We start from the raw sequence: 24,700 nt of genomic DNA on the forward strand, positions 1-24,700 counted from the left end.
CCGCATGAGCTTCACCGTCGAAGACGCCCCCTGGTGGACCCGTGCCACCGTCTATCAGATCTACCCCCGCTCCTTCGCCGACTCCAACGGTGACGGCATCGGCGATCTGCGCGGCATCATCGCGCACCTGGATCACCTGACGGCGCTCGGGGTGGACGTGGTGTGGCTGTCGCCGATCTATCGGTCGCCGCAGGACGACAACGGGTATGACATCAGCGACTACCAGGACGTGGACCCGAGCTTCGGCACGCTGGCGGATCTGGACGAGTTGATCGCCGCGTTGCACGGGCGCGGGATCAAGCTGGTGATGGACCTGGTGGTGAACCACACCTCGGACGAGCACCCGTGGTTCGTGGCCAGCCGGTCGAGCGCGGACGACCCGAAGCGCGACTGGTACTGGTGGCGGCCGCCGCGCCAGGGCATGGAGCTCGGGCAGCCGGGGGCGGAGCCGACCAACTGGCACTCGTTCTTCTCCGGTGGCACCTGGGAGCCGGACCCCGCGACCGGCGAGTACTACCTGCACCTGTTCAGCGTGAAGCAGCCGGATCTGAACTGGGAGAACCCGGAGGTCCGCCAGGCCGTCTACGCGATGATGCGCTGGTGGCTGGACCGCGGGGTCGACGGCTTCCGGATGGATGTCATCAACCTGATCAGCAAGGACACCGCGCTGCCCGATGGCCCGGTGATCGCCGGGGTGTGGGGCGACGGCAGTCCGCACTACACGGACGGGCCGCGGGTGCACGAGTTCCTGCAGGAGATGCACCGGGAGGTGTTCGCCGGCCGGGACGCCCAGTTGCTCACCGTGGGGGAGACGCCGGGAGTGACCCTGGAGGAGGCGCTGCGGTACACCGACCCGGCGCGGGCCGAGGTGGACATGGTGTTCCAGTTCGAGCACGTGGGGCTCGACCATGGTCCGGGCGGGAAGTTCGACCCGCGCCCGCTGCGGTTGACCGACCTCAAGGCGACCTTCGGCCGGTGGCAGACGGGTCTGGCGGAGGCCGGGTGGAACAGCCTCTACTGGGACAACCACGATCAGCCACGGGTGGTCAGCCGGTTCGGCGACGACGGGGTCTACCGCCGGGAGTCGGCGAAGGCGCTGGCGACCCTGCTGCACCTGCACCGGGGCACGCCGTACGTGTATCAGGGCGAGGAACTGGGCATGACCAACGCCCACTTCACCCGGTTCGACCAGTACCGGGACATCGAGTCGGTGCGGCACGTGGCGCAGAGTCGCGCGTTGGGCACCGCGACCGACGAACAGTTGCTGGCCGGGTTGGCGTACATGAGTAGGGACAACGCACGCACCCCGGTGCAGTGGGACGACGGCCCGCAGGCGGGCTTCACCACCGGTACCCCGTGGCTCGCGGTCAACCCGAACCACACCGAGATCAACGCGGCGGCCGAGCGGGCCGATCCGGACTCGGTGTTCCACCACTACCGGCGGCTGATCGAGCTCCGGCACCGGGACGACACCGTGGCGCTGGGTGCGTTCCGGATGCTGCTGCCGCAGGACGAGCAGGTCTACGCCTTCACCCGGACCCTCGGTGACGACAGTCTGCTGGTGGCGGTCAACGTCTCCGGCGAACCGGCGGCCGTCGACCTGGGCGACGACTGGCCGGCGGTGGACGGGTCCTGGGGCGACCTGGTGCTCGGCACCCACCCGGAGGAGGGTGCCGAGCCGACGGTGCTCCGGCCCTGGGAGGCTCGCGTCGTGCGTGCGGTGCGCTGAGTCAGGACACGGAGCGGTCGACCTCGATCACCAGCCGGGTCGGGTCGGTCAGGGTGCTGACCCGGTACGGCGCCTCGGGGTCGGTCAGGCCGAGCCAGAGGATCGCCTCGCCCTCGGTGACCCCGGAGAAGGCCGTGCCGGTGACCACGGTCCCGCCCAGGCCGGTGCTGCCGGGCTGGAGTCCGCCGGTGGGTGGGGTGGTCAGGCCTGTGATCACCACACCGAGGTAACTGTCGGCGGGCAGGTCGACCGGTGCGCCGCTGCTCGGGTCGGCTGCGGTGGCGGTGCGGGTCGTCATGGCGCCGGGGGTGCCGCTGCCGGAGAACTCGACCGTGACCACATCGGTGCCGGTCGGGGTCTCGACGGTGACCCCGGTGACGGTCAGGGCGGCGTCGGCGCTCGCGGCCGTGCTCTCGGTGCCGGACTGGCTCGCCGATGCCGATGCCGGTGCCGATGCCGGTGCCGTGGGGGTGGGATCCGGCGAGGGTGAGACGGTCGGGCGTGCGGCGGAGGTGGTCGACGGCGCGGACGCCTCGGGCTGCGAGGCGCTCCCGCACCCGGCCAGGACGACGACGGCGACGACGCCGACCGCTACCCCTGCTGATGTCTTCATCCGTCGAGCCTAGTGACGTCCATGCTCCGGAACCGTGCTCCACGATGTGAGACGGAATCGGTCGGGGCGTGACACCCGACAGCGGGGGGCGTAACGTGCCGGACATGCAGACGATCTCCCTCGTAGTACTTCCCGGGCGCGCTGGCTGAAGCCCCGAGGTCCTCGTCAGCGCGCACCCCTCGATCGGCCCTCATCGGAGGACCCGAGGGGTTTTTTGTTGCCGACGAGCCGCCGGTGACATCCCCCGCACCGCCCCCCACCGCCAGGAGAGATTGATGGTCCAGGGTCCGCACCCGGCACCGCCCCGCCGCCCGGCCGCCACGGCCGCGAGCACCGCGGAGTCCCGGCTCGCCGCCGCCCCCGCGCCGAGCTCACCCCAGCCCGTGATCACCGAGCAGGTGACCGGTGCCCAGTCGATCGTCCGCTCCCTCGAGGAGGCCGGAGCCGAGGTCGTCTTCGGCATCCCGGGCGGTGCGATCCTGCCGACCTACGACCCCCTGATGGACTCCACCCGGATCCGGCACATCCTGGTCCGGCACGAGCAGGGCGGCGGCCACGCGGCGCAGGGCTACGCGCACGCCACCGGTCGGGTCGGCGTCTGCATGGCGACCTCCGGCCCGGGTGCCACCAACCTGGTGACCCCGATCGCGGACGCGAACATGGACTCGATCCCGCTGGTGGCGATCACCGGTCAGGTCGCGGCGCCGCTGATCGGCACCGACGCCTTCCAGGAGGCGGACATCGTCGGCATCACGCTGCCGGTGACCAAGCACAACTTCCTGGTCACCGACCCGGCCGAGATCCCGCGCACCATCGCCGAGGCGTTCCACATCGCCAGCACCGGTCGTCCCGGTCCGGTGCTGGTGGACATCGCGAAGTCGGCGATGCAGGCGAACACCACCTTCTCCTGGCCGCAGCAGCTCGATCTGCCCGGCTACCACCCGGTGACCAAGCCGCACGCCAAGCAGATCCGCGAGGCCGCCCGGCTGCTGGCCACCGCCCGCCGCCCGGTGATCCTCGCCGGCGGCGGCATCATCCGCTCCGGCGCCGCCGACGCGCTGCGCCGCCTGGTGGACGCCTCCGGTGCGGCGGTGACCACCACCCTGATGGCGCGTGGCGCGCTGCCCGACACCCACCCGCAGCACCTGGGCATGCCCGGGATGCACGGCACGGTGGCCGCGGTGGCGGCGCTGCAGAAGGCCGACCTGGTGGTGGCCCTGGGCGCCCGCTTCGACGACCGGGTGACCGGCCGGTTGGACTCCTTCGCGCCGAACGCGGCCATCGTGCACGCCGACATCGACCCGGCGGAGATCGGCAAGAACAAGATCGCCGACGTGCCGATCGTCGGTGACCTGCGCGAGGTGATCGCCGACCTGCTGCCCGAGCTGGAGGCGGCACACGCCCAGCACGGCAAGCCGGACCTGGCCGCCTGGTGGCACCAGCTGGACTCCTGGCGGGAGACCTTCCCGCTGGGCTACGACGACACCGCCGACGGCCTGATGGCCCCGCAGCAGGTGATCAGTCGGATCGGTGCGATCAGTGGCCCGGAGTCGATCTTCGTCTCCGGGGTGGGTCAGCACCAGATGTGGGCGGCGCAGTTCATCCGCTACGAGCGGCCGAACTCCTGGATCAACTCCGGTGGTCTGGGCACCATGGGCTTCTCGGTCCCGGCCGCGATGGGTGCCAAGGTCGGCGACCCCGACCGCACGGTGTGGGCGATCGACGGCGACGGCTGCTTCCAGATGACCAATCAGGAGCTGGCCACCTGCACGATCAACGACATCCCGATCAAGGTCGCGGTGGTGAACAACTCCTCGCTGGGCATGGTCCGGCAGTGGCAGACCCTGTTCTACGACCAGCGGTACTCCAACACCGACCTGCACACCGGTCACGGCACCCGTCGCGTGCCGGACTTCGTGAAGCTGGCGGACGCCTACGGCGCCGTCGGGCTGCGCTGCGAGTCGCCCGCCGATCTGGACGCCACGATCAAGCGCGCGATGGAGATCGACGACCAGCCGGTGGTGGTGGACTTCACCGTCTCCCGCGACGCGATGGTCTGGCCGATGGTGGCCGCCGGTGTGAGCAACGACGACATCCAGTACGCCCGGGGCATCAGCCCGGCCTGGGACCGCGAGGACTGATCACGATGACCCGACACACCCTCTCCGTCCTGGTGGAGAACAAGCCCGGCGTGCTCACCCGCGTCGCCGGCCTGTTCGCCCGCCGATCCTTCAACATCCACTCCCTGGCGGTGGGCCCGACCGAGCACGAGGAGATCTCCCGGATCACCGTCGTGGTCGACGTGGACTCGCTCTCCCTGGAGCAGGTGACCAAGCAGCTGAACAAGCTGATCAACGTGATCAAGATTGTCGAGCTGGAGGACGCCGCCTCGGTGCAGCGCGAACTGGCCCTGATCAAGGTCCGGGCCGAGGGCGCGACGCGCACCCAGGTCCTGGAAGTGGTCGACCTGTTCCGGGCGCACGTCGTCGACGTGGTGCCGGACACCGTGACCATCGAGGCCATCGGCAGCCCCACCAAGCTGAGCGCCCTGCTCGCGGCCCTGGAGCCCTACGGTGTCCGGGAGATCGTCCAGTCCGGCATCGTGGCCATCGGCCGCGGCTCCCGGTCGATCACCGACCGCGCCCTGGAGCGGGTCAGCCGCACCGCCTGAACCTTTCATCCGAATTCCCAGCACCGAACCAGAGGAGACCCATCGTGGCCGAGCTGTTCTACGACGACGACGCCGACCTGTCCGTCATCCAGTCCAAGAAGGTCGCCGTCATCGGCTACGGCAGCCAGGGGCACGCCCACGCCCTGAACCTGCGTGACTCCGGTGTCGACGTGCGGATCGGCCTGCGCGAGGGCTCCGCCTCCGCCGCCAAGGCCGAGAACGAGGGCCTGCGGGTGCTGCCGGTCGCCGAGGCGGTCAAGGAGGCCGACGTCGTGGTGATCCTGGCGCCGGACCAGGTGCAGCGTCACCTGTACCGCGACGAGATCGCGCCGAACCTGGCCGAGGGCGCCGCCCTGGTCTTCGGCCACGGCTTCAACATCCGCTACGGCTACATCAAGCCCGAGGCCGGCCACGACATCGTGATGATCGCCCCGAAGGGCCCGGGCCACCTGGTCCGTCGTGAGTACGTCGACGGCCGTGGCGTGCCGGTGATCGTCGCGGTGGAGCAGGACGCCTCCGGTTCCGCCTGGGCGCTGGCGCTGTCCTACGCCAAGGGCATCGGTGGCCTGCGCGCCGCCGGGATCAAGACCACCTTCACCGAGGAGACCGAGACCGACCTGTTCGGTGAGCAGGCGGTCCTGTGCGGTGGTGTCTCCCAGCTGATCCAGTACGGCTTCGAGACCCTGACCGAGGCCGGTTACCAGCCGGAGGTCGCGTACTTCGAGGTGCTGCACGAGCTGAAGCTGATCGTCGACCTGATCTTCGAGGGCGGCATCACCAAGCAGCGCTGGTCGGTGTCCGACACCGCCGAGTACGGCGACTACGTCTCCGGCCCCCGGGTGATCGACCCGCGGGTGAAGGAGAACATGAAGGCGGTGCTGGCCGACATCCAGAACGGTGCCTTCGCCGAGCGCTTCATCGGCGACCAGGACGCCGGTGCGCCGGAGTTCACCGAGCTGCGGGCCAAGGGCCAGAACCACCCCATCGAGCCGGTCGGCCGCGAGCTGCGCAAGCTGTTCGCCTGGGTCAAGCCCTCCGACACCGACTACGTCGAGGGTTCGGCGGCGCGCTGAGCCACCCCCCCACAGGGGCCGCATCCCGATCCGGGGTGCGGCCCCTGTCGCGTTCTCTGCCAGGATCGGTGCCATGACCGACGACACCGCTGCCGCCGACGAGATCCTGCGCTTCTGGGAGGCCGCCCGGCACCGGGCCGGGGTGTCGCGCACCTCGGTGGTGACCGGCCTGGGGGTGAGCGGGTCGATGGTGCCGCCGACCTGGTCCTTCGGCGACAACCCGGCGCTGGCCGACCACCTGCTCGAGTTGGTGCTCAGCGGTGAGAAGACCGGCACCTCCACCGCGCTGATCGAGTTCGAGCACAACGACGAGCCGATGCCGGTGCCCGGTGATCTGCAGATCGTGCTGGATGCCGCCGGTCACCCGCGGGCGCTGCTGCGCACCACCGAGGTCACCACCGTGCCGTTCGGCGAGGTGCCGGTCGACCACGCCGTGGCGGAGGGGGAGGACGACCGCACCCTGGAGTCCTGGCGGGTGGAGCACGAGACGTACTGGCGCCGGGTGCTGGCGCCGCTGGGGGTCGAGTTCAGCACCGACCTGCCGATCGTGATGGAGCGGTTCGAGCTGCTGTACCCGCGTACCGGCGACCGATGAGGGGCGACTCGGCGCTCAGGATCGCGGTCCGGGTGCTGAGCGTGCTGCTCGGCTCCCTGTTCGTGCTCGCGGTGGTCCCGTCGGACTATCGATGGCCGGTGGCGGGGATCGGCGCGCTGGCGCTGCTCGTCACCGCCGGACTCGTGACCGGTCTGGCAGGGCGGCCGCGGTTGCTCGCGGCGAAGGTGTCCCGGCTGCGTCCGGGTGCGACGGTGATCGCCGGGATCACCACGATCGAGACCCGTGGTGACGCCCGGGTCTCCGGTGCCGTCGACCGGCGCTGGGACGAGCTGGGCGGGTCGCCGGTGGTGTTGGCGGCGCTGCCGGACCGGATCGAGGTGTGGGCGCCGGGGGAGGACCGGCCGCGCTGGGCGATCACCCGGCGACCGGACTTCCCGCCGGTGGCGGTGCTGGCCTCGATGCCGACCGGCGGCATCGCCCAGGTGCAGCCCACCCCGGCGCTGCTGATCACCGACGGGGTGTCCCGGGTGACGGTGATCCCGGTCTACTCGGGGTTCAACGCCTCGGCGCCGCACCGGGCGCAGGCCGGGGTGCAGCGCGCGCTCGGGGAGCTGGTGGGGGCATGAGGGATCCGATCCGGGTGATGCGGGTGGTCGCCGTCCTGCTCGGGGTGGTGGCGGTGGTTCGGCTGCTGTCCGTCGCGCTGGACCCGGAGCAACGCGGGATCGTGCTCGCCGCGGTGCTGTTCACCGTGCTGCTGGTCGGCGGGGTGGTCCTCGGGGTGGCGCGCCGGGTCCGCAGGCTGGCCGACCGGGTCGCCGAGCTGCGCCCGGGCGCGGTGGTGATCCCGGCCTACACCACCGCCGAGACCGCCCTGGAGGCGCGCGCCCTCGGGGTGTCGTCGCGGAAGTGGAACGACATGGGCGGCACGCCGGTGGTGCTGGCGGCCCTGCCGGATCGGGTCGAGGTCTGGGCGCGCGGTGAGGACCGGCCACGATGGTGGGTGATGCGGGTGGCCCAGTTCCCGCCGCAGGCGGTGCGCGGCTCGATCGGTGTGCGGCGGCCGCCGTCGTTGCGGGTGGTGGACGGTCACGCTCAGGTGACGGTCGCCCCGGCGTACTCGGCGGTCCGTGCGACGTTCAGCGGGTCGCAGGCCGATCTGGCCCGGGCGATGACGGAGCTGGGCGTGCCGGTGACCGGGTTCTGAATCGTCCATCATGTGAGCACCGGGTCCCGAAGAATGGGACGCGCGGCTAGGGTCAGGGGCATGGCGCAGCAGATCGACCTGGCAGTCGTCGCGGGTGACGGCATCGGCACCGAGGTGGTGGAGCAAGGGCTCCTCGCGCTGGAGGCGGCCCTCGGCGGCACCGGCCACACCCTGGCGACCACCGACTTCGACCTGGGCGCGCGGCGCTGGCACGCCACCGGCGAGACCCTCACCGACGAGGACCTCGCCGCGATCCGCACCCACGACGCGATCCTGCTCGGCGCGATCGGTGACCCGTCGGTGCCCTCCGGGGTGCTGGAGCGCGGTCTGCTGCTCAAGCTCCGGTTCGCGCTGGACCACTACGTGAACCTGCGTCCGGCCAAGCTGTTCCCCGGCGTGACCTCGCCGCTGGCGAACCCGGGCGAGATCGACTTCGTGGTGGTGCGCGAGGGCACCGAGGGCCCCTACGTCGGCAACGGCGGCGCGATCCGGCTCGGCACCCCGCACGAGGTGGCCAACGAGGTCAGCGTCAACACCGCCTTCGGCGTGGAGCGGGTCGTCCGGGACGCCTTCGCCCGCGCCGCCGCCCGGCCGCGCAAGAAGCTCACCCTGGTGCACAAGCACAACGTCCTGGTGCACGCCGGGCACCTGTGGCGGCGCACCGTCGAGGCGATCAACCCGGAGTTCCCGGACGTCACCGTCGACTACCTGCACGTGGACGCCGCGACCATCTTCCTGGTCACCGACCCGGCCCGCTTCGACGTGATCGTCACCGACAACCTGTTCGGCGACATCCTCACCGACCTGGCGGGTGCCGTGGTCGGCGGCATCGGGCTGGCCGCCTCGGCCAACATCAACCCCGATCGCACCGCGCCCAGCATGTTCGAGCCGGTGCACGGCTCCGCGCCGGACATCGCCGGTCAGGGCAAAGCCGACCCGACCGCCACCGTGCTGTCGGTGGCCCTGTTGCTGGACCACCTCGGTCTGCCGGAGGCCGCCGCCAAGGTCGAGGCGGCCGTCGCCGCCGACGTGGTGGAGCGCTCGCGAGTACGCACGACGGCCGAGGTGGGCAAGGACCTCGCCGCGCGCATCGCCGGCTGAGGTCCCGCCGAGTCCACCGTTCGGCCGTCGCCCCGGGTACCGTCATTCCGTTCCACGTGCGCGCCCGCTGAAAGGCCCTCCGATGACCAGCTCCGACCCCGCCCTCAGCACCTTCCAGGTGCTCCCCACCGACACCCCGACCACCGGCGCCGACCTCGAGGCGCTCCTCGCGGCACCCCGGTTCGGTTCGGTGTTCACCGACCACATGGCCCGGATCTCCTGGTCGCAGGACGCCGGGTGGCACGACCACCGGGTGGAGAAGTACGGCCCGCTCCAGCTCGACCCGGCGACCGCCGTGCTGCACTACGCGCAGGAGATCTTCGAGGGCCTCAAGGCGTACCGGCACGACGACGGCTCGGTGTGGACCTTCCGTCCCTGGGCCAATGCGGCCCGGTTGCAGCGCTCGGCCCGTCGGCTCGCCCTCCCCGAGCTCAGCGTCGAGGACTTCCTCGGGTCGATCGAGGCCCTGGTGCGCACCGACCTGGACTGGGTGCCCAGCGGCGAGGAGACCAGCCTCTACCTGCGGCCGTTCATGTACGCCTCCGAGCCCTTCCTCGGGGTGCGCGCCAGCCTGGAGGCCGAGTACCTGGTGATCGCCAGCCCGGTCGGCTCCTACTTCGCCGGTGGCGTCCGGCCGGTGTCGATCTGGGTCGCACAGGACTACCACCGTGCCGGCCCCGGTGGGACCGGTGACGCCAAGTGCGGTGGCAACTACGCTGCCAGTCTGCTCCCGCAGCAGGAGGCCTACGCCAAGGGCTGCGAGCAGGTCTGCTTCCTGGACGCGAAGACGAACACCCTGCTCGAGGAACTCGGCGGGATGAACGTCTTCCTGGTCCGCGCCGACGGCACCGTGGTGACCCCGCGGCTGACCGGCACCATCTTGGAGGGCGTCACCCGTTCCTCCATCCTGTCCCTGCTGTCCGACCGTGGGCACGCCATCGACGAGCGGGACGTCCCGCTGACCGAGGTCCTCACCGGACTCGCCGACGGCAGCATCGCCGAGGTCTTCGCCTGCGGCACCGCCGCCGTGGTCACCCCGATCGGTCGCCTGGCCGGTGAGGGCTTCGACCAGACGATCGGCGACGGCGAGGCGGGCCCGACCACGATGGCCATCCGCCAGCAGCTGACCGACATCCAGTACGGCCGGGCGGCCGACCCGCACGGGTGGATGCACCGGCTGGCCTGAGAACGCCCGCCCCCGCCGGGGTGTCAGGTGCGCAGGCACCGCGACACCTCGGCGGCGTCGAGAGAAGAGTGATCGTGACTGAAGTGCATGGCTGGGCGCACCCCGCGGGGGCCGGGGCGTTCGACGTCTACGACACCACGCTGCGGGACGGCGCTCAGCAGGAGGGGATGAACCTCTCCGTCGCCGACAAGCTCGCGATCGCCCCGCTGCTCGACGAGCTCGGGGTCGGGTACATCGAGGGCGGCTGGCCCGGTGCGATCCCGAAGGACACCGAGTTCTTCGCCCGCGCCGCCAAGGAGCTCCGGCTGCGCCACGCGGTGCTCGCCGCCTTCGGCTCCACCCGCAAGCCGGGTGTGCGCGCCTGGGACGACCCGCAGGTCCGGGCGCTGCTCGACTCCGAGGCGCCGGTGGTCACCCTGGTGGCCAAGAGCGACATCCGGCACGTCGAACGCGCGCTGCGCACCGACGGCGCGGAGAACCTGGCGATGATCGCGGACACCGTGGCGGCGCTGCGGTCCGAGGGCCGCCGGGTGGTGATCGACGCCGAGCACTTCTTCGACGGGTACGCCTACGACCCCGAGTACAGCCTGAGCGCCGTCCGTGCGGCGGTGGACGCCGGAGCGGAGACCGTGGTGCTGTGCGACACCAACGGCGGGATGCTGCCGACCGGTGTCTTCGCCACGGTGACCGCCGTCCGCGACCTCCTGCCCGAGGCCCGACTGGGCATCCACGCGCACAACGACTCCGGCTGCGCGGTGGCCAACAGCCTGGCGGCGGTGGAGGCCGGGGCCGTGCACCTGCAGGGCACCGTGAACGGCTACGGCGAGCGCACCGGGAACGCCGACCTGCTCGCGACGGTGGCCAACCTGGAGCTGAAGACCGGCCGCAGCGTGCTGGTCCCGCCGCCGGACGGGTCCGGTGGACTGTCCGAGCTGACCCGGATCGCGTACCAGATCAGCGAGATCACCAACATCGCGCCCTTCGCCCGTCAGCCCTATGTGGGTGCCAGCGCCTTCGCCCACAAGGCCGGGCTGCACGCGTCGGCGATCAAGGTCGACCCGGACCTGTACCAGCACATCGACCCGACGGCGGTCGGCAACGACATGCGGATGCTGGTCTCGGACATGGCCGGGCGCGCGTCGATCGAGCTCAAGGGCCGCGAGTTCGGCCTGGACCTGACCGGGCAGCACGACCTGCTCGGGCGGGTGACCCAGCGGGTCAAGGACGCCGAGGCGCAGGGCTACACCTACGACGCCGCGGACGCGTCCTTCGAGTTGCTGCTGGTCGAGGAGGTCGAGGGTCGCCGTCCGGGCTACTTCCGGGTCGAGTCCTGGCGCACGATCATCGAGCGCGCCGGTTCCCGGGGCACCGAGGCCACCGCCGAGGCGACGGTGAAGCTGCACGCCGGAGGGGAGCGGATCGTCGCCACCGGTGAGGGGAACGGTCCGGTCAACGCCCTGGACGCGGCGCTCCGGCTCGCCCTGCTGCGGGTGTACCCCGAGCTCGCCGACTTCGAGCTGATCGACTTCAAGGTCCGGATCCTCGACACCGCCCACGGCTCGGACGCCATCACCCGGGTCCTGATCGAGACCACGGACGGCAACACCGCCTGGAGCACCGTGGGGGTGGGGCCGAACCTGATCGAGGCGTCCTGGGAGGCACTGACCGACTCGGCGATCTGGGGCCTGCGGAACCGGGGGATCGCGCCGCGCTAGCTGAGCCGAACGCGTGTCGCCGCGCCGGTCACGGGCCTAGGATCGATCCCGTGCGAGGCGAGTACAAGGTTCCTGGCGGCAAGCTGGTCGCGGCGGAGGTCGAGGTCACCGACGGTGCCCTGTCCACCGTCCATCTGAGTGGAGACTTCTTCCTGGAGCCGGATGCGGCTCTGGAGGTGATCGATCGGGCGCTCACCGGTCAACCGGCCGACGCCCGGGTTCCCGACCTGACCGAGGCGATCGAGGCGGCGCTGCGCCGGGCCGAGTCGGATGGCACCCTGGACGAGCCGGTGGCGATGGTCGGCTTCACCCCGGAGTCGGTGGCGATCGCCGTGCGGCGCGCGTTGGGTCACGCCACGAGCTGGCAGGACCACACCTTCGAGGTGATCCACCCCGGACCGCTGGCGCCCGCGATGCTGGGTGCGCTGGACCAGGTGCTGACCGAGGAGCTGGCAGCCGGGCGCCGCGGGCCCACCCTGCGGTTCTGGGAGTGGAACGAGCGCGCGGTGTTCATCGGCTCGTTCCAGTCGCTGCGCAACGAGGTCGACCCGGAGGGCGTGGCCAAGCACGACGTCACCGTGGTGCGCCGAATCTCCGGTGGCGGTGCGATGTTCATGGAGGCCGGCAACTGCATCACCTTCTCCCTGGTGGTGCCCGCCTCGCTGGTCGACGGCCTGTCGTTCGAGCAGAGCTACCGCTTCCTGGACGACTGGGTGATCGGCGCGCTCGCCGAGGTGGGGGTCACCGCCACCTTCGCGGGGCTGAACGACGTGGCGTCACCGGCCGGCAAGATCGCCGGATCCGCGCAGAAGCGGCTCGCCGGCGGTGCGGTGCTGCACCACATGACGATGGCCTACGACATCGATCAGGACAAGATGCTGGAGGTGCTGCGGATCGGGCGGGAGAAGCTCTCCGACAAGGGCACCACCAGCGCGAACAAGCGGGTGGACCCGGTGCGCTCGCAGACCGGCATGGCCCGGGCCGATGTGATCGCCGCCTTCGACGCCTACTTCCGCAGCCGGTACCGCACGGTCGACTCCGAGCTGCGGCCGGAGGAGATCGCCCGCGCCGAGCAGCTGGTGACCGAGAAGTTCGGCAACCCGGAGTGGACCCACCGCGTGCCCTGACGCGCGTCCCGACGTCAGAGCAGGGCGACCAGCGCAGCGGTGAAACCCAGGGCCAGAGTGCCCGCCGCGCAGAGCGCCAGGGTCCGGCCGCCGGGGCCGGGGACCCGGCGTGGCTCGGCCGCCAGCACCGTCGCCCAGCGGGCCGCGCGGCGGTCACCCGCTCGGGTCAGCCCGACCGCCGCCAGCGCCCCCACGGCGGCCACCAGCCACACCCAGGGACCGGTCACCGGTTGCAGCAGCCGTCCGCCCGCCAGCGCACCGATCGCCAGCGACAGTCCGGTGCGCCGCCAGGCCAGCGCTGTCCGCTCCGCCTGCACCCCGGGCGGCGGGTCGGTCGCCGCGCTCATCGCAGCACGATGCCGATCAGGACCAGCGCACCCGCCAGCAGCACTCCGACCGCGAGCGGCCCGCTCAGCACCGGCGCGGGCAGCGGCCGACGCTCCCGGAGCGCACGTTCCGCCCGGGCCCAGCCGCACCACGCCTGCACCGGCGCGACGATGCCCGACACGATCAGCAGGATCGACGCCGCGAGCCGCCAGTGCGGTGCGACCGGCAGATCCAGCGCCTCCAGCGCCACACCCGCGGCGAGCAGCGCCAGCGCCGTGCGGATCCAGGCCAGGAAGGTGCGCTCATTCGCCAGGGAGAACCGCGCGTCCGGCTCCGTGCCGCGGCGGAACACAGCGCGGGGGAACCGGCGGTCGGCGGGGTCACCCGGCTCGGTGGGGTCCGGCACCGGCCGCTCCGCCGTCATCCGCGCGTCCCGAACACCGCGGTCCCGACCCGGACGATGGTGGCCCCCTCGGCCACCGCCGCCTCCAGATCCCGGCTCATCCCCATCGACAGCTCCATGGTCCCGAGCCGCTCGCCCAGCTCCCGCAGTCGGGCGAAGCCGGAGCGCACGAGTGCCTGATCGGTGCTGTTCGCGCCGATGGTCATCAGCCCGCGCAATCGCAGCCGGTCCAAGGAGCGCACGGTCTCGGCCAAGGCCAGGGTGTCACGCGGGGCCACCCCGCTCTTGGTGGGTTCGCCGGACACATTGACCTGGACGAACACGTCCAGCGTCCTGTCCAACACCGCGCAGCGCCGGTGCAGGCGCTCGGCGAGCTCGGCCGAGTCCACGCTCTGCACGCAGTCGGCCCAGCGCAGTGCGGCGTTGACCTTATTGGACTGCAGCGGCCCGATCAGGTGCAGCTCGGGTCGCAGGTCGGTCAGCTCGGGTGCCTTCGCCACCAGTTCCTGCACCCGGTTCTCGCCCAGCAGCACCGGAGGCACGGTCTCGTCGGTGGTGGCGGCGGCATCGGCCAGCAGGGCGGCGCGGACGGCGGCGGCGTCCTGGGTCTTGGTCGCGAGCAGCAGACGCACCGATCCGGTGGGTCGCCCGGCGGCGGACTCGGCGGCGGCGATCCGGTCCCGCACCCGGGCGAGACGCTCGTCCAGGCTCATCGGACGGCCCGAGCGGCTCGGAACGCGATCGGGGGAGCGGACTGTGATGCCATCGCTCAGTCCCGCGCGATCGGAGCGACGACGGCCGAGGTCATCCGCACCAGGTCGTCCGGGGACAGCTCCACGTCCAGGCCCCGACGACCGCCGGAGACGAACACCGTGTCGAACAGCCAGATCGTCTCGTCCAGGACGGTGGGGTGGGGCGTCTTCTGACCCAGCGGCGAGATGCCGCCGACGACGTACCCGGTGGCGCGTTCGGCCACGGCCGGGTCGGCCATGCTCGCCTTCTTCCCGCCGACGGCGTGCGCCAACGCCTTGAGGTCGAGCTTGCCGGTGACCGGGACCACGGCGACGGTGAGCGTGCCGTCGACGTCGGTCATCAGGGTCTTGAACACCCGCTCGGCCTCGACGCCGAGCACGGCGGCCGCCTCCAGACCGTAGCCGAGGGTGGACGCCGGATCGTGCTCGTAGGGGTGGGCGGTGTGCTCGACCCCGGCGGCGGTCAACGCGACCAGGGCCGGTGTCCCGGATGACGAGTGCTTCGCGCGGCTCACCCCACCCAGCCTACCGACGCCCCGCGGGGGGCCGGGTGCGGGCGGATCGGCCGCGGCGGAGGTCAGACCGCGAGGCCGACCAGCGCGCCGATGCCGTAGGTGATCACCATCGCCGCCGACCCACCGATCACATTGCGCAGGATCGCGCGGCCGGCGGGGGCGCCGCCGAGCCGGGCGGAGACCGCTCCGGTCAGCACCAGCGCCAGCACCACCGCCCCGAAGGTGGCCGGGATCCGCGCGGCACCCAGGGGGGCGAGCACGACCAGCAACGGGATCACGCCGCCGACCACGAAGGACAGCAGCGAGGCCAGGGCGGCGTGCCACGGGTTGGTCAGCTCCGCGTCCTCCGGCAGGGCGCCGTGGGCGCGCATGCTCCGCTCGGCGTCCCGCTGGCTGCTGACCGAGACGTACTCGCCGGCCGCCATCGACAGCGCCCCGGCGACCAGGGCGGCGACACCGGCGGCGATCAGCGCGGTGGTGCCGACCGAGGCACCGGCGACGCCGACCACGGTGGCGGCGACCGACACGATGCCGTCGTTGGCACCGAGGACTCCGGCACGCAGTTGGTTGAGGCGCTCGGCGGAGGGTGGCGGCGGGGTCGATCCGGTGCCCGGCTGCTGCGATCCGGTTCCCGCTCCGGGACGCGACGGCGTGCGCGGGCCGGAGTCGAGGGGGCGGCCGATCAGGTGCTCGGACAGAGTGCTCATACCGGTACGGTAGGCCGCGATCGGCGGCCTGTCATCGAAGGAAAACCTTGCCTGACCTGCACAAACGTAGGCCAGCCTCACCTCACGGTGGCCAGCCTCACCTCACAGTGGTCCGACGGCGAGCACCCGGAACCGCACCTCACCCGCCGCATCGGAGGCGGCCAGATCGACCACCGCGTCGATCCGCCAGTCGTGGTCGCCCTCCGGGTCGTCCAGGATCTGGCGCACCTCCCAGCGACCGGCCTTCTCCTCGACCTGGAAGTGCCGCGGCCCACGCGCCGCCGGGCCGGTGAGGATCTCGTCGTGGTCGTCGTAGAACGGGTCGAGCGCGTCGCCCCACCGGTCCTCGGTCCACGGTGCGTCGTCGGCGTCCAGGTCCCCGAGCGCCGCCAGGGCGCGGTAGTCCTCGCGGGACGCCAGGTCGACCCGGCGGAACATCGCACCGCGCACCAGCGCCCGGAACGCCCGGTGGTTGGCGGTGATCGGCGGGGGAGCGTCGTCCTCGGGCCGGGACTCGGTGACGGTGGCGTCGTCCAGGTCCTCGGGGTGGGCCAGTCGCTCCCACTCGTCCAGCAGCGAGGAGTCGGTGCCGCGCACCAGTTCGCCCAGCCACTCGATCAGGTCGCGCAGGTCCTCGGTCCGGGCGTCCTCCGGCACGATCTGACGCAGCGCCCGGAACGCGTCCGCCAGGTAGCGCAGCAGCACGCCCTCGGTGCGGTCCAGCTGGTAGAGCGAGACGTACTCGGTGAAGGTCGCCGCCCGCTCGTGCATGTCCCGGACCACCGACTTGGGCGACAGCTCGTGATCGGCGACCCACGGGTTGGTCTTCCGGTAGGTGGCGAAGGCGGCGTTCAGCAGCTCGGCCAGCGGCTGCGGGTAGCTGATCTCCTCCAATAGGGCCATCCGCTCGTCGTACTCCAGGCCGTCGGCCTTCATCTGGGCCACCGCCTCGCCCTTGGCCTTGTTGAGCTGCGCGGAGAGCACCTGGCGCGGCTCGTCCAGCGTGGCCTCGATGACGCTGACCACGTCGTGGGCGTAGCCCGGGTCCTCCATGTCCAGCAGGTCCAGGGCCGCATAGGCGAACGGCGACAGCGGCTGGTTCAGCGCGAAGCTCTGCGGGATGTCCAGGGTCAGGCGCACCGTGCGACGACCATCGGGCAGGGTCACCCGCTCGACGACCCCGGCGGTGCGCAGCGACCGGTAGATCGCGATCGCCTGGCGGACCAGCCGACCCTTGACCGCATCCGGTTCGTGGTTGTCCAGCAACAGGTGCCGCATCGCCGCCACCGGATCGCCCTCCGGGCGGGCCAGCACGTTCAGCACCATCGCGTGCGAGACGGTGAAGGAGGAGGTCAGCGGCTCGGGGTCGGCGTCGCGCAGTCGCTCGAAGGTCTTGTCGGTCCAGTTCACCGACCCGGCGGGTGCCTGCTTGCGGACGATCTTCTTCAGCTTCTTCGGGTCGTCACCGGCCTTGGCCAGCGCCCGGCGGTTCTCGATCACGTGCTCCGGCGCCAGCACCAGCACCTCGCCGACCGTGTCGTACCCGGCGCGCCCCGCCCGTCCGGCGATCTGGTGGAACTCGCGGGCGGTCAGGTGCCGCATCTTCACGCCGTCGTACTTGACCAGGCTGGTGAGCAGCACGGTGCGGATCGGCACGTTGATCCCGACCCCCAGCGTGTCGGTGCCGCAGACCACCCGCAGCAGGCCCTTCTGGGTCAGCCGCTCGACCACCCGGCGGTACTTGGGCAGCATGCCCGCGTGGTGCACGCCGACGCCGTGCCGCAGCAGACGGGACAGGGTCTTGCCGAAGCCGCTGCCGAACCGGAAGTCACCGAGCTCGTCGGCGATCGCCGCCTTCTGCTCCTTGGTGGTCAGCGTCATCGACAGCAGCGCCTGCGCCCGCTCCACCGCCTCCTTCTGGGTGAAGTGCACGATGTAGACCGGCGACCGGTGGGTGCTGACCAGTTCCTCGACCAGCTCGTGCAGCGGCTCGACCACGTAGCTGAAGGTGAGCGGCACGGGCCGTTCGGCACCGGCGACCACGGCGACGTCGGTGCCGGTGCGGCGCTCCAGGTCGTCCACGAAGAACGACACATCACCCAGGGTCGCGCTCATCAACAGGAACTGGGTGCTCGGCAGCTCCAGCAGCGGCACCTGCCACGCCCAGCCGCGCTGCGGGTCCGCGTAGAAGTGGAACTCGTCCATCACGACCTGGCCGATGTCGGCGCCTCGTCCCTGGCGCAGGGCCTGGTTCGCCAGGATCTCGGCGGTGCAGCAGATGATCGGCGCGTCCGGGTTCACCGCGGAGTCGCCGGTCATCATCCCGACGTTCGCCGATCCGAAGGCCTCCACCAGCGCGAAGAACTTCTCCGACACCAGGGCCTTGAGCGGGGCGGTGTAGTAGGTGCGTCGCCCCTGGGCCAGCGCGACGAAGTGCGCCGCGATCGCCACCAGCGACTTCCCGGACCCGGTCGGGGTGGCCAGGATGACGTGCTGACCGGTGACCAGCTCGAGGATCGCCTCCTCCTGGTGCGGGTACAGGCTCAGCCCGCGGTCCTCGGCCCAGCCGGTGAAGGCCGCCACCAGTGCATCGGGATCAGTGGGGTCGGCGGGGACGCGGTCGGCGAGGGAGAGCACCGAGTGATCCTGTCACGCCGCATAGGGTGCAGCCCATGAGCGAGGACACCCCCACGGTGGAGATGTGGACCGACGGCGCCTGCAAGGGCAACCCCGGGGTCGGCGGCTGGGGGGCGTTGCTGCGGTCGGGCAGCCACGAGCGCGAGCTGTTCGGTGGTGAGGAGCTGACCACCAACAACCGGATGGAACTCACCGCGGTGATCGAGGGGCTGCGGGCGCTGAACACGCCCTGCCAGGTCACCCTGCACGTCGACTCGCAGTACGTGATGCAGGGCGTGACCAAGTGGATCGCGGGCTGGAAGCGCAACAACTGGCGCACCGCCGACAAGAAGCCGGTCAAGAACCAGGACCTGTGGCAGGAGCTGGACGCCGAGGTCGCCCGGCACGCGATCACCTGGCAGTGGGTAAAGGGGCATGCGGGCGACCCCGGCAACGAGCGGGCCGATCAGCTCGCCAACAAGGGCGTCGACCAGATCCGGGCAGCGGGCTGAGCTGACCGGCGCACCGGACTGCCCAGTCCGGTGCGCCGGGCGTCAGCGCCGGGTCAACTGCGGCCGGGCGCCGCCTGATCGGCCGCCGGACCGACCGCCGCACTGGCGTCGACACCGGTGTCACCGGCACGGGCGGCGGCGGTCTCCACCCGCTGCTCGTCCGCGGCCTCGGTCGCCGGGTCGTCCTCGCGGCCGGGGGTCTTCATGTTGAACTTCACGATCGCCCACCGGAACAGGAAGTAGTAGACGAGCGCGTAGCCGAGGCCGATCAGGATCAGCCACAGCGGCTGCTCGGCGATCCGGAAGTTCAGCACGTAGTCGATCGCCCCGGCGGAGAACCCGAAGCCGTCCCGGATCCCGAGGGCGTTCACCAGGGCCAGCGAGGTGCCGGTCAGCACGGCGTGGATCGCGTACAGCGGGTAGGCCACGTAGACGAAGCTGAACTCCAGCGGCTCGGTGACACCGGTGACGAAGGCGACCAGCGCGGCCGAGCCCATCACACCGGCGATCACCTTGCGGTTCTTCTTCTTCGCGGTGTGCACGATGGCCAGAGCCGCGGCGGGCAGGGCGAACATCATGATCGGGAAGAAGCCGGTGGTGAAGGTACCGGCGGTCGGGTCGCCCGCCAGGAAGCGCGGGATGTCGCCGTGGGCGACCACGCCGGCCGCGTTGGTGTACTCACCGAACTGGAACCAGGGCAGCGAGTTCAGCAGGTGGTGCAGGCCGAAGGGCAGCAGCAGCCGGTTCAGGGTGCCGAAGATGAACCCACCCAGCACCGCCGATCCGGTCACCCATTCGCCGACCGAGTTGAACGCGCTGTTGAACCAGGGGTAGATCAGCGAGAAGACCACACCGATGATGACCGCGGCGCCGGCGGTGACGATCGGCACGAACCGCCGTCCGCCGAAGAACGCCAGATACGCGGGGAGCTTGATCCGGGAGTACTTCTGGAACAGCAGCGCGGCGGTCAGGCCGATCACGATGCCGCCCAGGACGCCGTAGTTGATCAGCTCCTGGGTCTCGCCCTCCGCTGGGGTGCCGAGGATCGTGGGGGAGAGCGCGTCGGTGACGCCGGTGAACACCAGGTAACCGACCAGGGCAGCGAGGCCGGTGGAACCGTCGGCCTTGCGGGCGTAACCGATCGCCACACCCAGGGCGAACAGGATCGGCAGGTTCCCGATCAGGGCGTTGCCGGCGGCGGCGAAGACGTCGGCGACCGGCTGGACCCAGGACCAGGTCCCGGCGACCCCGTCGGCGCCGAGCATGTCCGGCTGGCCGAGGCGGAGCAGGAGGGCAGCGGCGGGCAGGGAGGCGATCGGCAGCATCAGCGAGCGGCCGATGCGTTGCAGCTGGGCGAAGCCGGGGATGCTGCGCTTGCGCTTCGCTTCCGGTGCGGCCGGAGAATCGGCGGTGGTGGTGGTCATGGCACTCCTCATGGCATGCGGCGTCGCGTGCGGGTGTCCGCGGGGATGTGACCTGGCTAACTTGTCTGGACCAGTTGCGTCAGAGTGGTCTGGACCAGCAGGATGTGTCAAGACTTCGAGGAGGACCCGCAATGACGCAGCCGTCCGGGTACAAGCACCAGACCGTGCGTGCATTTCTCGCCGATCTGGCAGCTGAGCTGGGCGTCGGCGACCCGATCCCGTCTGAGCGCGCGCTGTGCGAGCGGTTCGGCGTGTCGCGGATGACGGTGCGGCAGGCGGTGGACGCGTTGGTGGCCGACGGGACGCTGCGCCGGGAGCAGGGCCGCGGCACCTTCGTCGCCCCGCGCCGGATCGACTTCGAGATGCGCCTGACCACCTTCGGCGAGGAGATGCGCTCGCGCGGGATGGAGCCGGACACCCGTGTCCTGTTCGCCGGGCAGGTCCCGGCCACCGCGACCATCGCCGAGTCGTTGCAGATCGACGCCGGCGACCCGCTGCACCACCTGGAGCGGGTGCGCAGCGCCGACGGCCTGCCGATGAGCGTCGAACGACTCTGGATCCCGGTGGCGCTGGTGCCCGAACTCCTGGACGACGGCGCGCCACCGAGTGTGTACGCCGCGCTGCGGGAGCTGGGCTGCGCGCCGTCCTGGGGCGAGGACACCCTGACCGCCGGGGAGGCCACCGAGCACGAGACCCGGTTGCTCGGCCTGGCGGTCGGCAGCCGGGTGGTCATGCGCGCCGAGCGTCGCACCTACGCCGACGCCGGTCCGTGCATGTACTCCACCGCCTCCTACCGCGGCGACCGGTACAGCGTGCTGGTCCCGCTGCGGGCACCCGGCGAGGTGCTCGTGCCACGCGCCCGCACCGACGAGCAGGTCAGCGCATGACCGCCCGTCGGCTCCGCCTCGCCCCCGACCCGCGTGAGCACAGCCAGGCCGCCGACATCCTGGCCGGACTGGGCGGGGTGGCGAACATCGTCGAGATCGAGCCGTGCACCACCCGGCTGCGCTGCCTAGTCACCGACCCGAGCCTGGTCGACGTGCCGGGCCTGCGGGCGGCCGGGACCTTCGGCGTGATGACCCAGGGTCGGGTGGTCCAGGTCGTGGTCGGCCCGCAGGTCGACACCCTGGCCTCCGACCTCGACGACCTGCTCTAGTACCTGCACCACCCACGAAGGAGACACCCATGAGCAAGGCAGCCCAGATCCTCGCGGCCCTCGGCGGCGACGACAACATCGTCGACCTGGAACCCTGCATCACCCGGCTGCGGGTGGAGGTCAATGACCCGGACCAGGTGAACGAGGCAGCGCTCAAGGCGGCCGGCGCCATCGCGGTGGTCTTCGGTGGCGACGGGGTGCAGGTGATCGTCGGCCCCGAGGCCGACACCCTGGCCTCCGACATCGAGGACCTGCGCTGATGGCCGCGCTCGCCGTGGTGGCCCCGGTGGCGGGCACCGTGGTGGCGCTCGCGGACGTCGACGACCCGGTGTTCGCGCAGGAGATCGTCGGCCCCGGGCTGGCCATCGAGCCGGACCCGGGCACCGGGGGCCGGGTGATCGCCCCGGTCGCCGGGACCGTGGTCAAGATGCACCCGCACGCCTTCGTGCTGGCCACCGACGATGGCAAGGGCGTCCTGGTCCACCTCGGGATCAACACGGTGCAGATGGGCGGCGAGGGCTTCACGCTGCACGCCACCGAGCAGGACCGGGTCGAGCCCGGGCAGCTCCTGGTGGAGTGGGACCCGGCGGCGGTGACCGCCTCCGGTCGACCCGCCGTCTGCCCGGTGATCGCCCTGGACGCCGACCCGTCGACCGTCGAACGGCTGGCCGTCCCGGGCAGCACGATCGCACCAGGGGACCCTTTGCTCACGATCGGGTGAGATCGGGCGCGAATACTGGGTGGGTGTCCTCCCTCGCTGCGCGGTTGCGCACTCTCCCGGCCCTGACCGGCGACCTCCCCGACGTCGATCCGTTCAGCCTGTCACCGGACCCGGCCACGGCGTTCGTCGACTGGTTGCAGACAGCGATCGACGTCGGGGCGCCGGAGCCGCACGCCGTGGGGGTGGCGACGGTGGACGCCACCGGGCAGCCGCGTTCGCGGGTGGTGCTGCTCACCGACGTGGTCGACGGCTGTTGGCGCTTCGCCACCGACGGACGGTCCGAGAAGGCACGGGATCTGCTGCACGACCCGCGGTGCGCGCTGACGGTGTACTGGCAGCCGCTGGGCCGTCAGGTGCGGATCGTCGGGCGTGCCGCGCAGGTGTCGGAGGCCGAGCGGCGCGCCGACTTCCTGTCCCGGTCGCCCAGCGCCCGCGCCACGCTGCTCGCCGGGGTGCCCGGTCAACCGCTGTCGTCGGTGGACGAGATGCACCACCAGGTGCGCCGCGCCCGCGACCGGGTGGACCGGGAGCCGGGGTTGGTCGCCGACGACTGGCAGGTGTGGTCGGTCCGGGCGGAGGAGGTCGAGTTCTGGCAGGGGGTGTCGGACCGGGCGCACATGCGGCTGCACTACCGCTGGGACGGGGTCAGGTGGGATCGCCGACTGGTGTCGCCCTGACCTCACCGGTGTCCGCCGCGCGCGCCGCGACCCGGTGCAGCGCCCACTCCGCCGGACCACGGCCGACGGTCGCCCGCGAGGCCCAGCAGGCGCCCACGATCACGACCATGAAGGCCAGCCACCCGCCGACCGTGGGCAGCCACACCACGTCGGGACCGAGCAGCCAGATCACCAGCAGGTGCCCGACGTAGGCCGTCAGCGCCAGCGCCCCGGTCGCCGCCAGCGGTGCGACCAGCCGGGGCAGACGCTCGGCCAGCCACAGGCACGCCACCAGGGTCAGCAGCGCGACCCCGATGTTGCCCAGCACCTCCGGCGTGCTGGAGCTGTGCGGCTCGGCGGTGATCAGCCGGCTCAGCGTCGGCCCGGCGTCCAGCACCCGGGTGAGCACCGCGGCCGACCCGTAGCCGAGCACGGTGGCCACGGCTCCGCCGATCAGCAGCGCCGCCCGGGTCCTCGGTGCCCGCAGATCCGCCCGGGTGACCGCCAGGCCCACCAGCAGATACGCGATCCAGACCAGCGCCGGGTAGTACTCGCCGATCACCAGGTCGATGATCCCGCCGCCGTTCAGCTCCGCCGTGATCCGCCCCTCCAGCAGCACCCGCAGCGCGGGTGCCAGCAGGACCACCACCCCGGCGCCGACCAGGAGGGTCGACACCCGGGTGCGCAGCAGGCAGGCGGCGACCGCGAACAACAGGGCGTAGGTCGGCAGGATCACCACCACCGGGGTGTTGAGCGCCGCCAGGGCCACCCCCACGCCGAGCAGGATGAACGCCCGGGACAGCACCTTCACCCGTGCCTGCACCCGGCGGACCCCGTCCACCGGGCGGGCGCCACCGGACATCAGGGCGACCGACACACCGGACAGCACCACGAACAGTGCGGCGGAGCGCCCGTCGGCGATCTCCAGCCACCGGCTGTCGGGTCCGACATGGGCGGTCACCATGCCCAGGACCGCCAGGCCCCGGGCCAGGTCGATCCCCTCGATGCGTCGCATGGCGTCACGGTACTGGCGCGGCACCCGGTCTCAGTGAGCAAGACACCATGTCCTACTCAGTGAGCAGCGGGCCTAGCGTGGTCCCCGTGACCACTCCTGCACCCGAGGTCTACACCCACGGACACCACGAGAGCGTGCTGCGTTCGCACCGCTGGCGCACCGCCGAGAACTCCGCCGCCTACCTGCTCCCCGCGCTGGAGCCGGGACAGCGGCTGCTCGACGTGGGTTGCGGCCCCGGCACCCTGACCATCGGCCTGGCGAGCCGGGTGGCGCCGGGTGAGGTGATCGGAGTCGACCGCTCCGACGCGGTGGTCGAGCTCGCCCGCGACGAGGCCCGCCGGGCCGGTGCGCAGAACGTGAGCTTCACCACCGGCGACGCCTATGCGCTGCCCTTCGAGGACGACAGCATGGACGTCGCCCATGCCCACCAGCTGCTGCAGCACCTCACCGACCCGGTCGCCGCCCTGCGTGAGCTGCGCCGCGTGGTGCGGCCCGGGGGACTGGTCGCGGTCCGGGACGCCGACTACGCCGGGATGACCTGGTTCCCGCAGGACCCGGCACTGGACGAATGGTCGGCGCTCTACCACGAGGTCACGCAGGCCAACGGGGCCGAGGCCGACGCCGGGCGCCGCCTGCACTCTTGGGCGCTGGAGGCGGGTTTCAGCGAAGACGCGGTCGTGCCCACCGCCGGGGTCTGGTGCTACGCCTCCGAGGAGGACCGCCGCTGGTGGTCCGGACTGTGGGCCGAGCGCTGCACGGAATCCGACTTCGCCCGTCAGGCGGTGGCCCACGGTCTGGCCGATGAGGTGGGCCTGGAACAGCTGGCGGTCGGCTGGCGGGAGTGGGGCGAGCAGCCCGGCGGCTGGTTCGCCGTGCTGCACGGCGAGGTGCTCGCGCGGGTGTGAACGTTAGGGTTGG

General features: G+C 71.7%; 27 protein-coding genes. 18 read left to right on the forward strand and 9 right to left on the reverse strand.

What is annotated here, in order from left to right; translation table 11 throughout:
• Window positions 1-4 precede the first annotated feature (4 nt).
• Window positions 5-1,729, forward strand: coding sequence for a glycoside hydrolase family 13 protein (locus HGK68_RS04520; protein ID WP_169164883.1), 1,725 nt, complete (start codon window positions 5-7; stop codon window positions 1,727-1,729).
• A 1-nt stretch (window position 1,730) separates the two neighbouring features.
• Here the strand turns inward: HGK68_RS04520 and HGK68_RS04525 are convergent, their stop codons facing one another.
• Entirely contained in the window at window positions 1,731-2,342 is a 612-nt protein-coding gene (locus HGK68_RS04525) for an AMIN-like domain-containing (lipo)protein (protein ID WP_169164884.1), read from the reverse strand.
• A gap of 275 nt (window positions 2,343-2,617) precedes the next feature.
• Here HGK68_RS04525 and HGK68_RS04530 point away from each other — a divergent pair, with 275 nt between their 5' ends.
• The 10 genes from HGK68_RS04530 to lplAB all read left to right on the forward strand — a co-directional run bounded on the left by HGK68_RS04530 (window position 2,618) and on the right by lplAB (window position 12,978).
• The gene (locus tag HGK68_RS04530; protein WP_169164885.1) at window positions 2,618-4,483 is read left to right on the forward strand and encodes an acetolactate synthase large subunit; all 1,866 of its coding nucleotides are present in this window, start codon (window positions 2,618-2,620) and stop codon (window positions 4,481-4,483) included.
• A 5-nt stretch (window positions 4,484-4,488) separates the two neighbouring features.
• A complete protein-coding gene (ilvN, locus tag HGK68_RS04535) occupies window positions 4,489-5,013 on the forward strand; it encodes an acetolactate synthase small subunit (protein WP_169164886.1) in 525 nt (174 codons plus the stop codon).
• A 44-nt stretch (window positions 5,014-5,057) separates the two neighbouring features.
• On the forward strand, window positions 5,058-6,086 hold the full coding sequence (gene ilvC, locus HGK68_RS04540; protein WP_169164887.1) for a ketol-acid reductoisomerase: 1,029 nt from the start codon (window positions 5,058-5,060) through the stop codon (window positions 6,084-6,086).
• A 73-nt stretch (window positions 6,087-6,159) separates the two neighbouring features.
• Window positions 6,160-6,681: an ASCH domain-containing protein gene (locus HGK68_RS04545; protein ID WP_169164888.1), complete on the forward strand. Its 522-nt coding sequence runs from the start codon at window positions 6,160-6,162 to the stop codon at window positions 6,679-6,681.
• A complete protein-coding gene (locus tag HGK68_RS04550) occupies window positions 6,678-7,268 on the forward strand; it encodes a hypothetical protein (RefSeq protein WP_169164889.1) in 591 nt (196 codons plus the stop codon). The genes HGK68_RS04545 and HGK68_RS04550 overlap by 4 nt, the downstream gene beginning before the upstream one ends.
• Window positions 7,265-7,849: a hypothetical protein gene (locus HGK68_RS04555; RefSeq protein ID WP_169164890.1), complete on the forward strand. Its 585-nt coding sequence runs from the start codon at window positions 7,265-7,267 to the stop codon at window positions 7,847-7,849. The genes HGK68_RS04550 and HGK68_RS04555 overlap by 4 nt, the downstream gene beginning before the upstream one ends.
• 60 nt (window positions 7,850-7,909) lie before the next feature.
• Window positions 7,910-8,950 carry a 3-isopropylmalate dehydrogenase gene (locus HGK68_RS04560; RefSeq protein WP_169164891.1) on the forward strand — a complete coding sequence of 347 codons (1,041 nt, stop codon included), beginning with the start codon at window positions 7,910-7,912 and terminating at the stop codon, window positions 8,948-8,950.
• A gap of 82 nt (window positions 8,951-9,032) precedes the next feature.
• Entirely contained in the window at window positions 9,033-10,136 is a 1,104-nt protein-coding gene (locus tag HGK68_RS04565) for a branched-chain amino acid aminotransferase (protein WP_169164892.1), read from the forward strand.
• A 167-nt stretch (window positions 10,137-10,303) separates the two neighbouring features.
• On the forward strand, window positions 10,304-11,851 hold the full coding sequence (gene cimA / locus HGK68_RS04570; protein ID WP_246260702.1) for a citramalate synthase: 1,548 nt from the start codon (window positions 10,304-10,306) through the stop codon (window positions 11,849-11,851).
• 50 nt (window positions 11,852-11,901) lie between these two features.
• Window positions 11,902-12,978, forward strand: coding sequence for a lipoate-protein ligase LplAB (gene lplAB / locus HGK68_RS04575; protein ID WP_169164893.1), 1,077 nt, complete (start codon window positions 11,902-11,904; stop codon window positions 12,976-12,978).
• Between the two features lie 14 nt (window positions 12,979-12,992).
• On the opposite strand, the gene HGK68_RS04580 is transcribed toward lplAB, so the two are convergent.
• The 6 genes from HGK68_RS04580 to HGK68_RS04605 form a co-directional block, all read right to left on the reverse strand.
• Entirely contained in the window at window positions 12,993-13,325 is a 333-nt protein-coding gene (locus HGK68_RS04580; RefSeq protein ID WP_169164894.1) for a DUF202 domain-containing protein, read from the reverse strand.
• Window positions 13,322-13,729 (reverse strand): YidH family protein, encoded by a 408-nt coding sequence (locus HGK68_RS04585; RefSeq protein WP_169164895.1) that lies wholly within the window; start codon window positions 13,727-13,729, stop codon window positions 13,322-13,324. Before HGK68_RS04585 ends, HGK68_RS04580 begins: the two co-directional genes overlap by 4 nt.
• Entirely contained in the window at window positions 13,726-14,421 is a 696-nt protein-coding gene (locus HGK68_RS04590; RefSeq protein WP_169164896.1) for a YggS family pyridoxal phosphate-dependent enzyme, read from the reverse strand. Before HGK68_RS04590 ends, HGK68_RS04585 begins: the two co-directional genes overlap by 4 nt.
• A gap of 56 nt (window positions 14,422-14,477) precedes the next feature.
• Window positions 14,478-14,975, reverse strand: a complete 498-nt coding sequence (gene ybaK / locus HGK68_RS04595; protein WP_169164897.1) for a Cys-tRNA(Pro) deacylase — start codon at window positions 14,973-14,975, stop codon at window positions 14,478-14,480.
• Window positions 14,976-15,037: 62 nt separating this feature from the next.
• Window positions 15,038-15,682: a VIT1/CCC1 transporter family protein gene (locus HGK68_RS04600; RefSeq protein WP_169164898.1), complete on the reverse strand. Its 645-nt coding sequence runs from the start codon at window positions 15,680-15,682 to the stop codon at window positions 15,038-15,040.
• Between the two features lie 102 nt (window positions 15,683-15,784).
• Window positions 15,785-18,319: a DEAD/DEAH box helicase gene (locus tag HGK68_RS04605; RefSeq protein ID WP_169164899.1), complete on the reverse strand. Its 2,535-nt coding sequence runs from the start codon at window positions 18,317-18,319 to the stop codon at window positions 15,785-15,787.
• 35 nt (window positions 18,320-18,354) lie between these two features.
• Here HGK68_RS04605 and rnhA point away from each other — a divergent pair, with 35 nt between their 5' ends.
• On the forward strand, window positions 18,355-18,810 hold the full coding sequence (gene rnhA / locus HGK68_RS04610; protein ID WP_169164900.1) for a ribonuclease HI: 456 nt from the start codon (window positions 18,355-18,357) through the stop codon (window positions 18,808-18,810).
• A 53-nt stretch (window positions 18,811-18,863) separates the two neighbouring features.
• On the opposite strand, the gene HGK68_RS04615 is transcribed toward rnhA, so the two are convergent.
• Entirely contained in the window at window positions 18,864-20,234 is a 1,371-nt protein-coding gene (locus tag HGK68_RS04615) for a PTS transporter subunit EIIC (RefSeq protein ID WP_169164901.1), read from the reverse strand.
• Between the two features lie 131 nt (window positions 20,235-20,365).
• Here HGK68_RS04615 and HGK68_RS04620 point away from each other — a divergent pair, with 131 nt between their 5' ends.
• The 5 genes from HGK68_RS04620 to HGK68_RS04640 are packed head-to-tail and all read left to right on the forward strand — an operon-like array spanning window position 20,366 to window position 22,788.
• On the forward strand, window positions 20,366-21,121 hold the full coding sequence (locus HGK68_RS04620) for a GntR family transcriptional regulator (protein ID WP_169164902.1): 756 nt from the start codon (window positions 20,366-20,368) through the stop codon (window positions 21,119-21,121).
• Window positions 21,118-21,390 carry a PTS sugar transporter subunit IIB gene (locus tag HGK68_RS04625; RefSeq protein ID WP_169164903.1) on the forward strand — a complete coding sequence of 91 codons (273 nt, stop codon included), beginning with the start codon at window positions 21,118-21,120 and terminating at the stop codon, window positions 21,388-21,390. Before HGK68_RS04620 ends, HGK68_RS04625 begins: the two co-directional genes overlap by 4 nt.
• Before the next feature lie 29 nt (window positions 21,391-21,419).
• Window positions 21,420-21,650: a PTS sugar transporter subunit IIB gene (locus HGK68_RS04630; RefSeq protein ID WP_169164904.1), complete on the forward strand. Its 231-nt coding sequence runs from the start codon at window positions 21,420-21,422 to the stop codon at window positions 21,648-21,650.
• Complete coding sequence (locus HGK68_RS04635; RefSeq protein WP_169164905.1) at window positions 21,650-22,111, forward strand: PTS sugar transporter subunit IIA; 462 nt, start codon at window positions 21,650-21,652, stop codon at window positions 22,109-22,111. The genes HGK68_RS04630 and HGK68_RS04635 overlap by 1 nt, the downstream gene beginning before the upstream one ends.
• A gap of 23 nt (window positions 22,112-22,134) precedes the next feature.
• Entirely contained in the window at window positions 22,135-22,788 is a 654-nt protein-coding gene (locus HGK68_RS04640) for a pyridoxine/pyridoxamine 5'-phosphate oxidase (protein WP_169164906.1), read from the forward strand.
• Here the strand turns inward: HGK68_RS04640 and HGK68_RS04645 are convergent.
• Window positions 22,757-23,782, reverse strand: a complete 1,026-nt coding sequence (locus HGK68_RS04645) for a heparan-alpha-glucosaminide N-acetyltransferase domain-containing protein (RefSeq protein WP_169164907.1) — start codon at window positions 23,780-23,782, stop codon at window positions 22,757-22,759. The two genes, HGK68_RS04640 and HGK68_RS04645, sit on opposite strands and share 32 nt — an antisense overlap.
• Window positions 23,783-23,829: 47 nt before the next feature.
• On the opposite strand from HGK68_RS04645, the gene HGK68_RS04650 reads away from it, so the two are divergent.
• Window positions 23,830-24,687, forward strand: coding sequence for a methyltransferase domain-containing protein (locus HGK68_RS04650; RefSeq protein ID WP_169164908.1), 858 nt, complete (start codon window positions 23,830-23,832; stop codon window positions 24,685-24,687).
• Window positions 24,688-24,700: the final 13 nt, after the last annotated feature.

It is taken from the genome of Cellulomonas taurus (assembly GCF_012931845.1).
Classification (GTDB): Bacteria; Actinomycetota; Actinomycetes; order Actinomycetales; family Cellulomonadaceae; genus Cellulomonas; species Cellulomonas taurus.

What these genes read in the sequence shown, in the direction of transcription:
- HGK68_RS04615 (WP_169164901.1), bottom strand. Translation starts at nt 20,234, where the DNA reads ATGACCACCACCACCGCCGATTCTCCGGCCGCACCGGAAGCGAAGCGC.
- HGK68_RS04580 (WP_169164894.1), bottom strand. Translation starts at nt 13,325, where the DNA reads ATGAGCGCGGCGACCGACCCGCCGCCCGGGGTGCAGGCGGAGCGGACA.
- HGK68_RS04650 (WP_169164908.1), top strand. Translation starts at nt 23,830, where the DNA reads ATGTCCTACTCAGTGAGCAGCGGGCCTAGCGTGGTCCCCGTGACCACT.
- HGK68_RS04585 (WP_169164895.1), bottom strand. Translation starts at nt 13,729, where the DNA reads ATGACGGCGGAGCGGCCGGTGCCGGACCCCACCGAGCCGGGTGACCCC.
- ilvN (WP_169164886.1), top strand. Translation starts at nt 4,489, where the DNA reads ATGACCCGACACACCCTCTCCGTCCTGGTGGAGAACAAGCCCGGCGTG.
- HGK68_RS04520 (WP_169164883.1), top strand. Translation starts at nt 5, where the DNA reads ATGAGCTTCACCGTCGAAGACGCCCCCTGGTGGACCCGTGCCACCGTC.
- HGK68_RS04645 (WP_169164907.1), bottom strand. Translation starts at nt 23,782, where the DNA reads ATGCGACGCATCGAGGGGATCGACCTGGCCCGGGGCCTGGCGGTCCTG.
- HGK68_RS04625 (WP_169164903.1), top strand. Translation starts at nt 21,118, where the DNA reads ATGACCGCCCGTCGGCTCCGCCTCGCCCCCGACCCGCGTGAGCACAGC.
- HGK68_RS04590 (WP_169164896.1), bottom strand. Translation starts at nt 14,421, where the DNA reads ATGAGCCTGGACGAGCGTCTCGCCCGGGTGCGGGACCGGATCGCCGCC.
- HGK68_RS04545 (WP_169164888.1), top strand. Translation starts at nt 6,160, where the DNA reads ATGACCGACGACACCGCTGCCGCCGACGAGATCCTGCGCTTCTGGGAG.
- cimA (WP_246260702.1), top strand. Translation starts at nt 10,304, where the DNA reads ATGAACCTCTCCGTCGCCGACAAGCTCGCGATCGCCCCGCTGCTCGAC.
- HGK68_RS04635 (WP_169164905.1), top strand. Translation starts at nt 21,650, where the DNA reads ATGGCCGCGCTCGCCGTGGTGGCCCCGGTGGCGGGCACCGTGGTGGCG.
- HGK68_RS04530 (WP_169164885.1), top strand. Translation starts at nt 2,618, where the DNA reads ATGGTCCAGGGTCCGCACCCGGCACCGCCCCGCCGCCCGGCCGCCACG.
- HGK68_RS04555 (WP_169164890.1), top strand. Translation starts at nt 7,265, where the DNA reads ATGAGGGATCCGATCCGGGTGATGCGGGTGGTCGCCGTCCTGCTCGGG.
- rnhA (WP_169164900.1), top strand. Translation starts at nt 18,355, where the DNA reads ATGAGCGAGGACACCCCCACGGTGGAGATGTGGACCGACGGCGCCTGC.
- HGK68_RS04600 (WP_169164898.1), bottom strand. Translation starts at nt 15,682, where the DNA reads ATGAGCACTCTGTCCGAGCACCTGATCGGCCGCCCCCTCGACTCCGGC.
- HGK68_RS04525 (WP_169164884.1), bottom strand. Translation starts at nt 2,342, where the DNA reads ATGAAGACATCAGCAGGGGTAGCGGTCGGCGTCGTCGCCGTCGTCGTC.
- HGK68_RS04560 (WP_169164891.1), top strand. Translation starts at nt 7,910, where the DNA reads ATGGCGCAGCAGATCGACCTGGCAGTCGTCGCGGGTGACGGCATCGGC.
- HGK68_RS04550 (WP_169164889.1), top strand. Translation starts at nt 6,678, where the DNA reads ATGAGGGGCGACTCGGCGCTCAGGATCGCGGTCCGGGTGCTGAGCGTG.
- HGK68_RS04620 (WP_169164902.1), top strand. Translation starts at nt 20,366, where the DNA reads ATGACGCAGCCGTCCGGGTACAAGCACCAGACCGTGCGTGCATTTCTC.
- HGK68_RS04630 (WP_169164904.1), top strand. Translation starts at nt 21,420, where the DNA reads ATGAGCAAGGCAGCCCAGATCCTCGCGGCCCTCGGCGGCGACGACAAC.
- HGK68_RS04565 (WP_169164892.1), top strand. Translation starts at nt 9,033, where the DNA reads ATGACCAGCTCCGACCCCGCCCTCAGCACCTTCCAGGTGCTCCCCACC.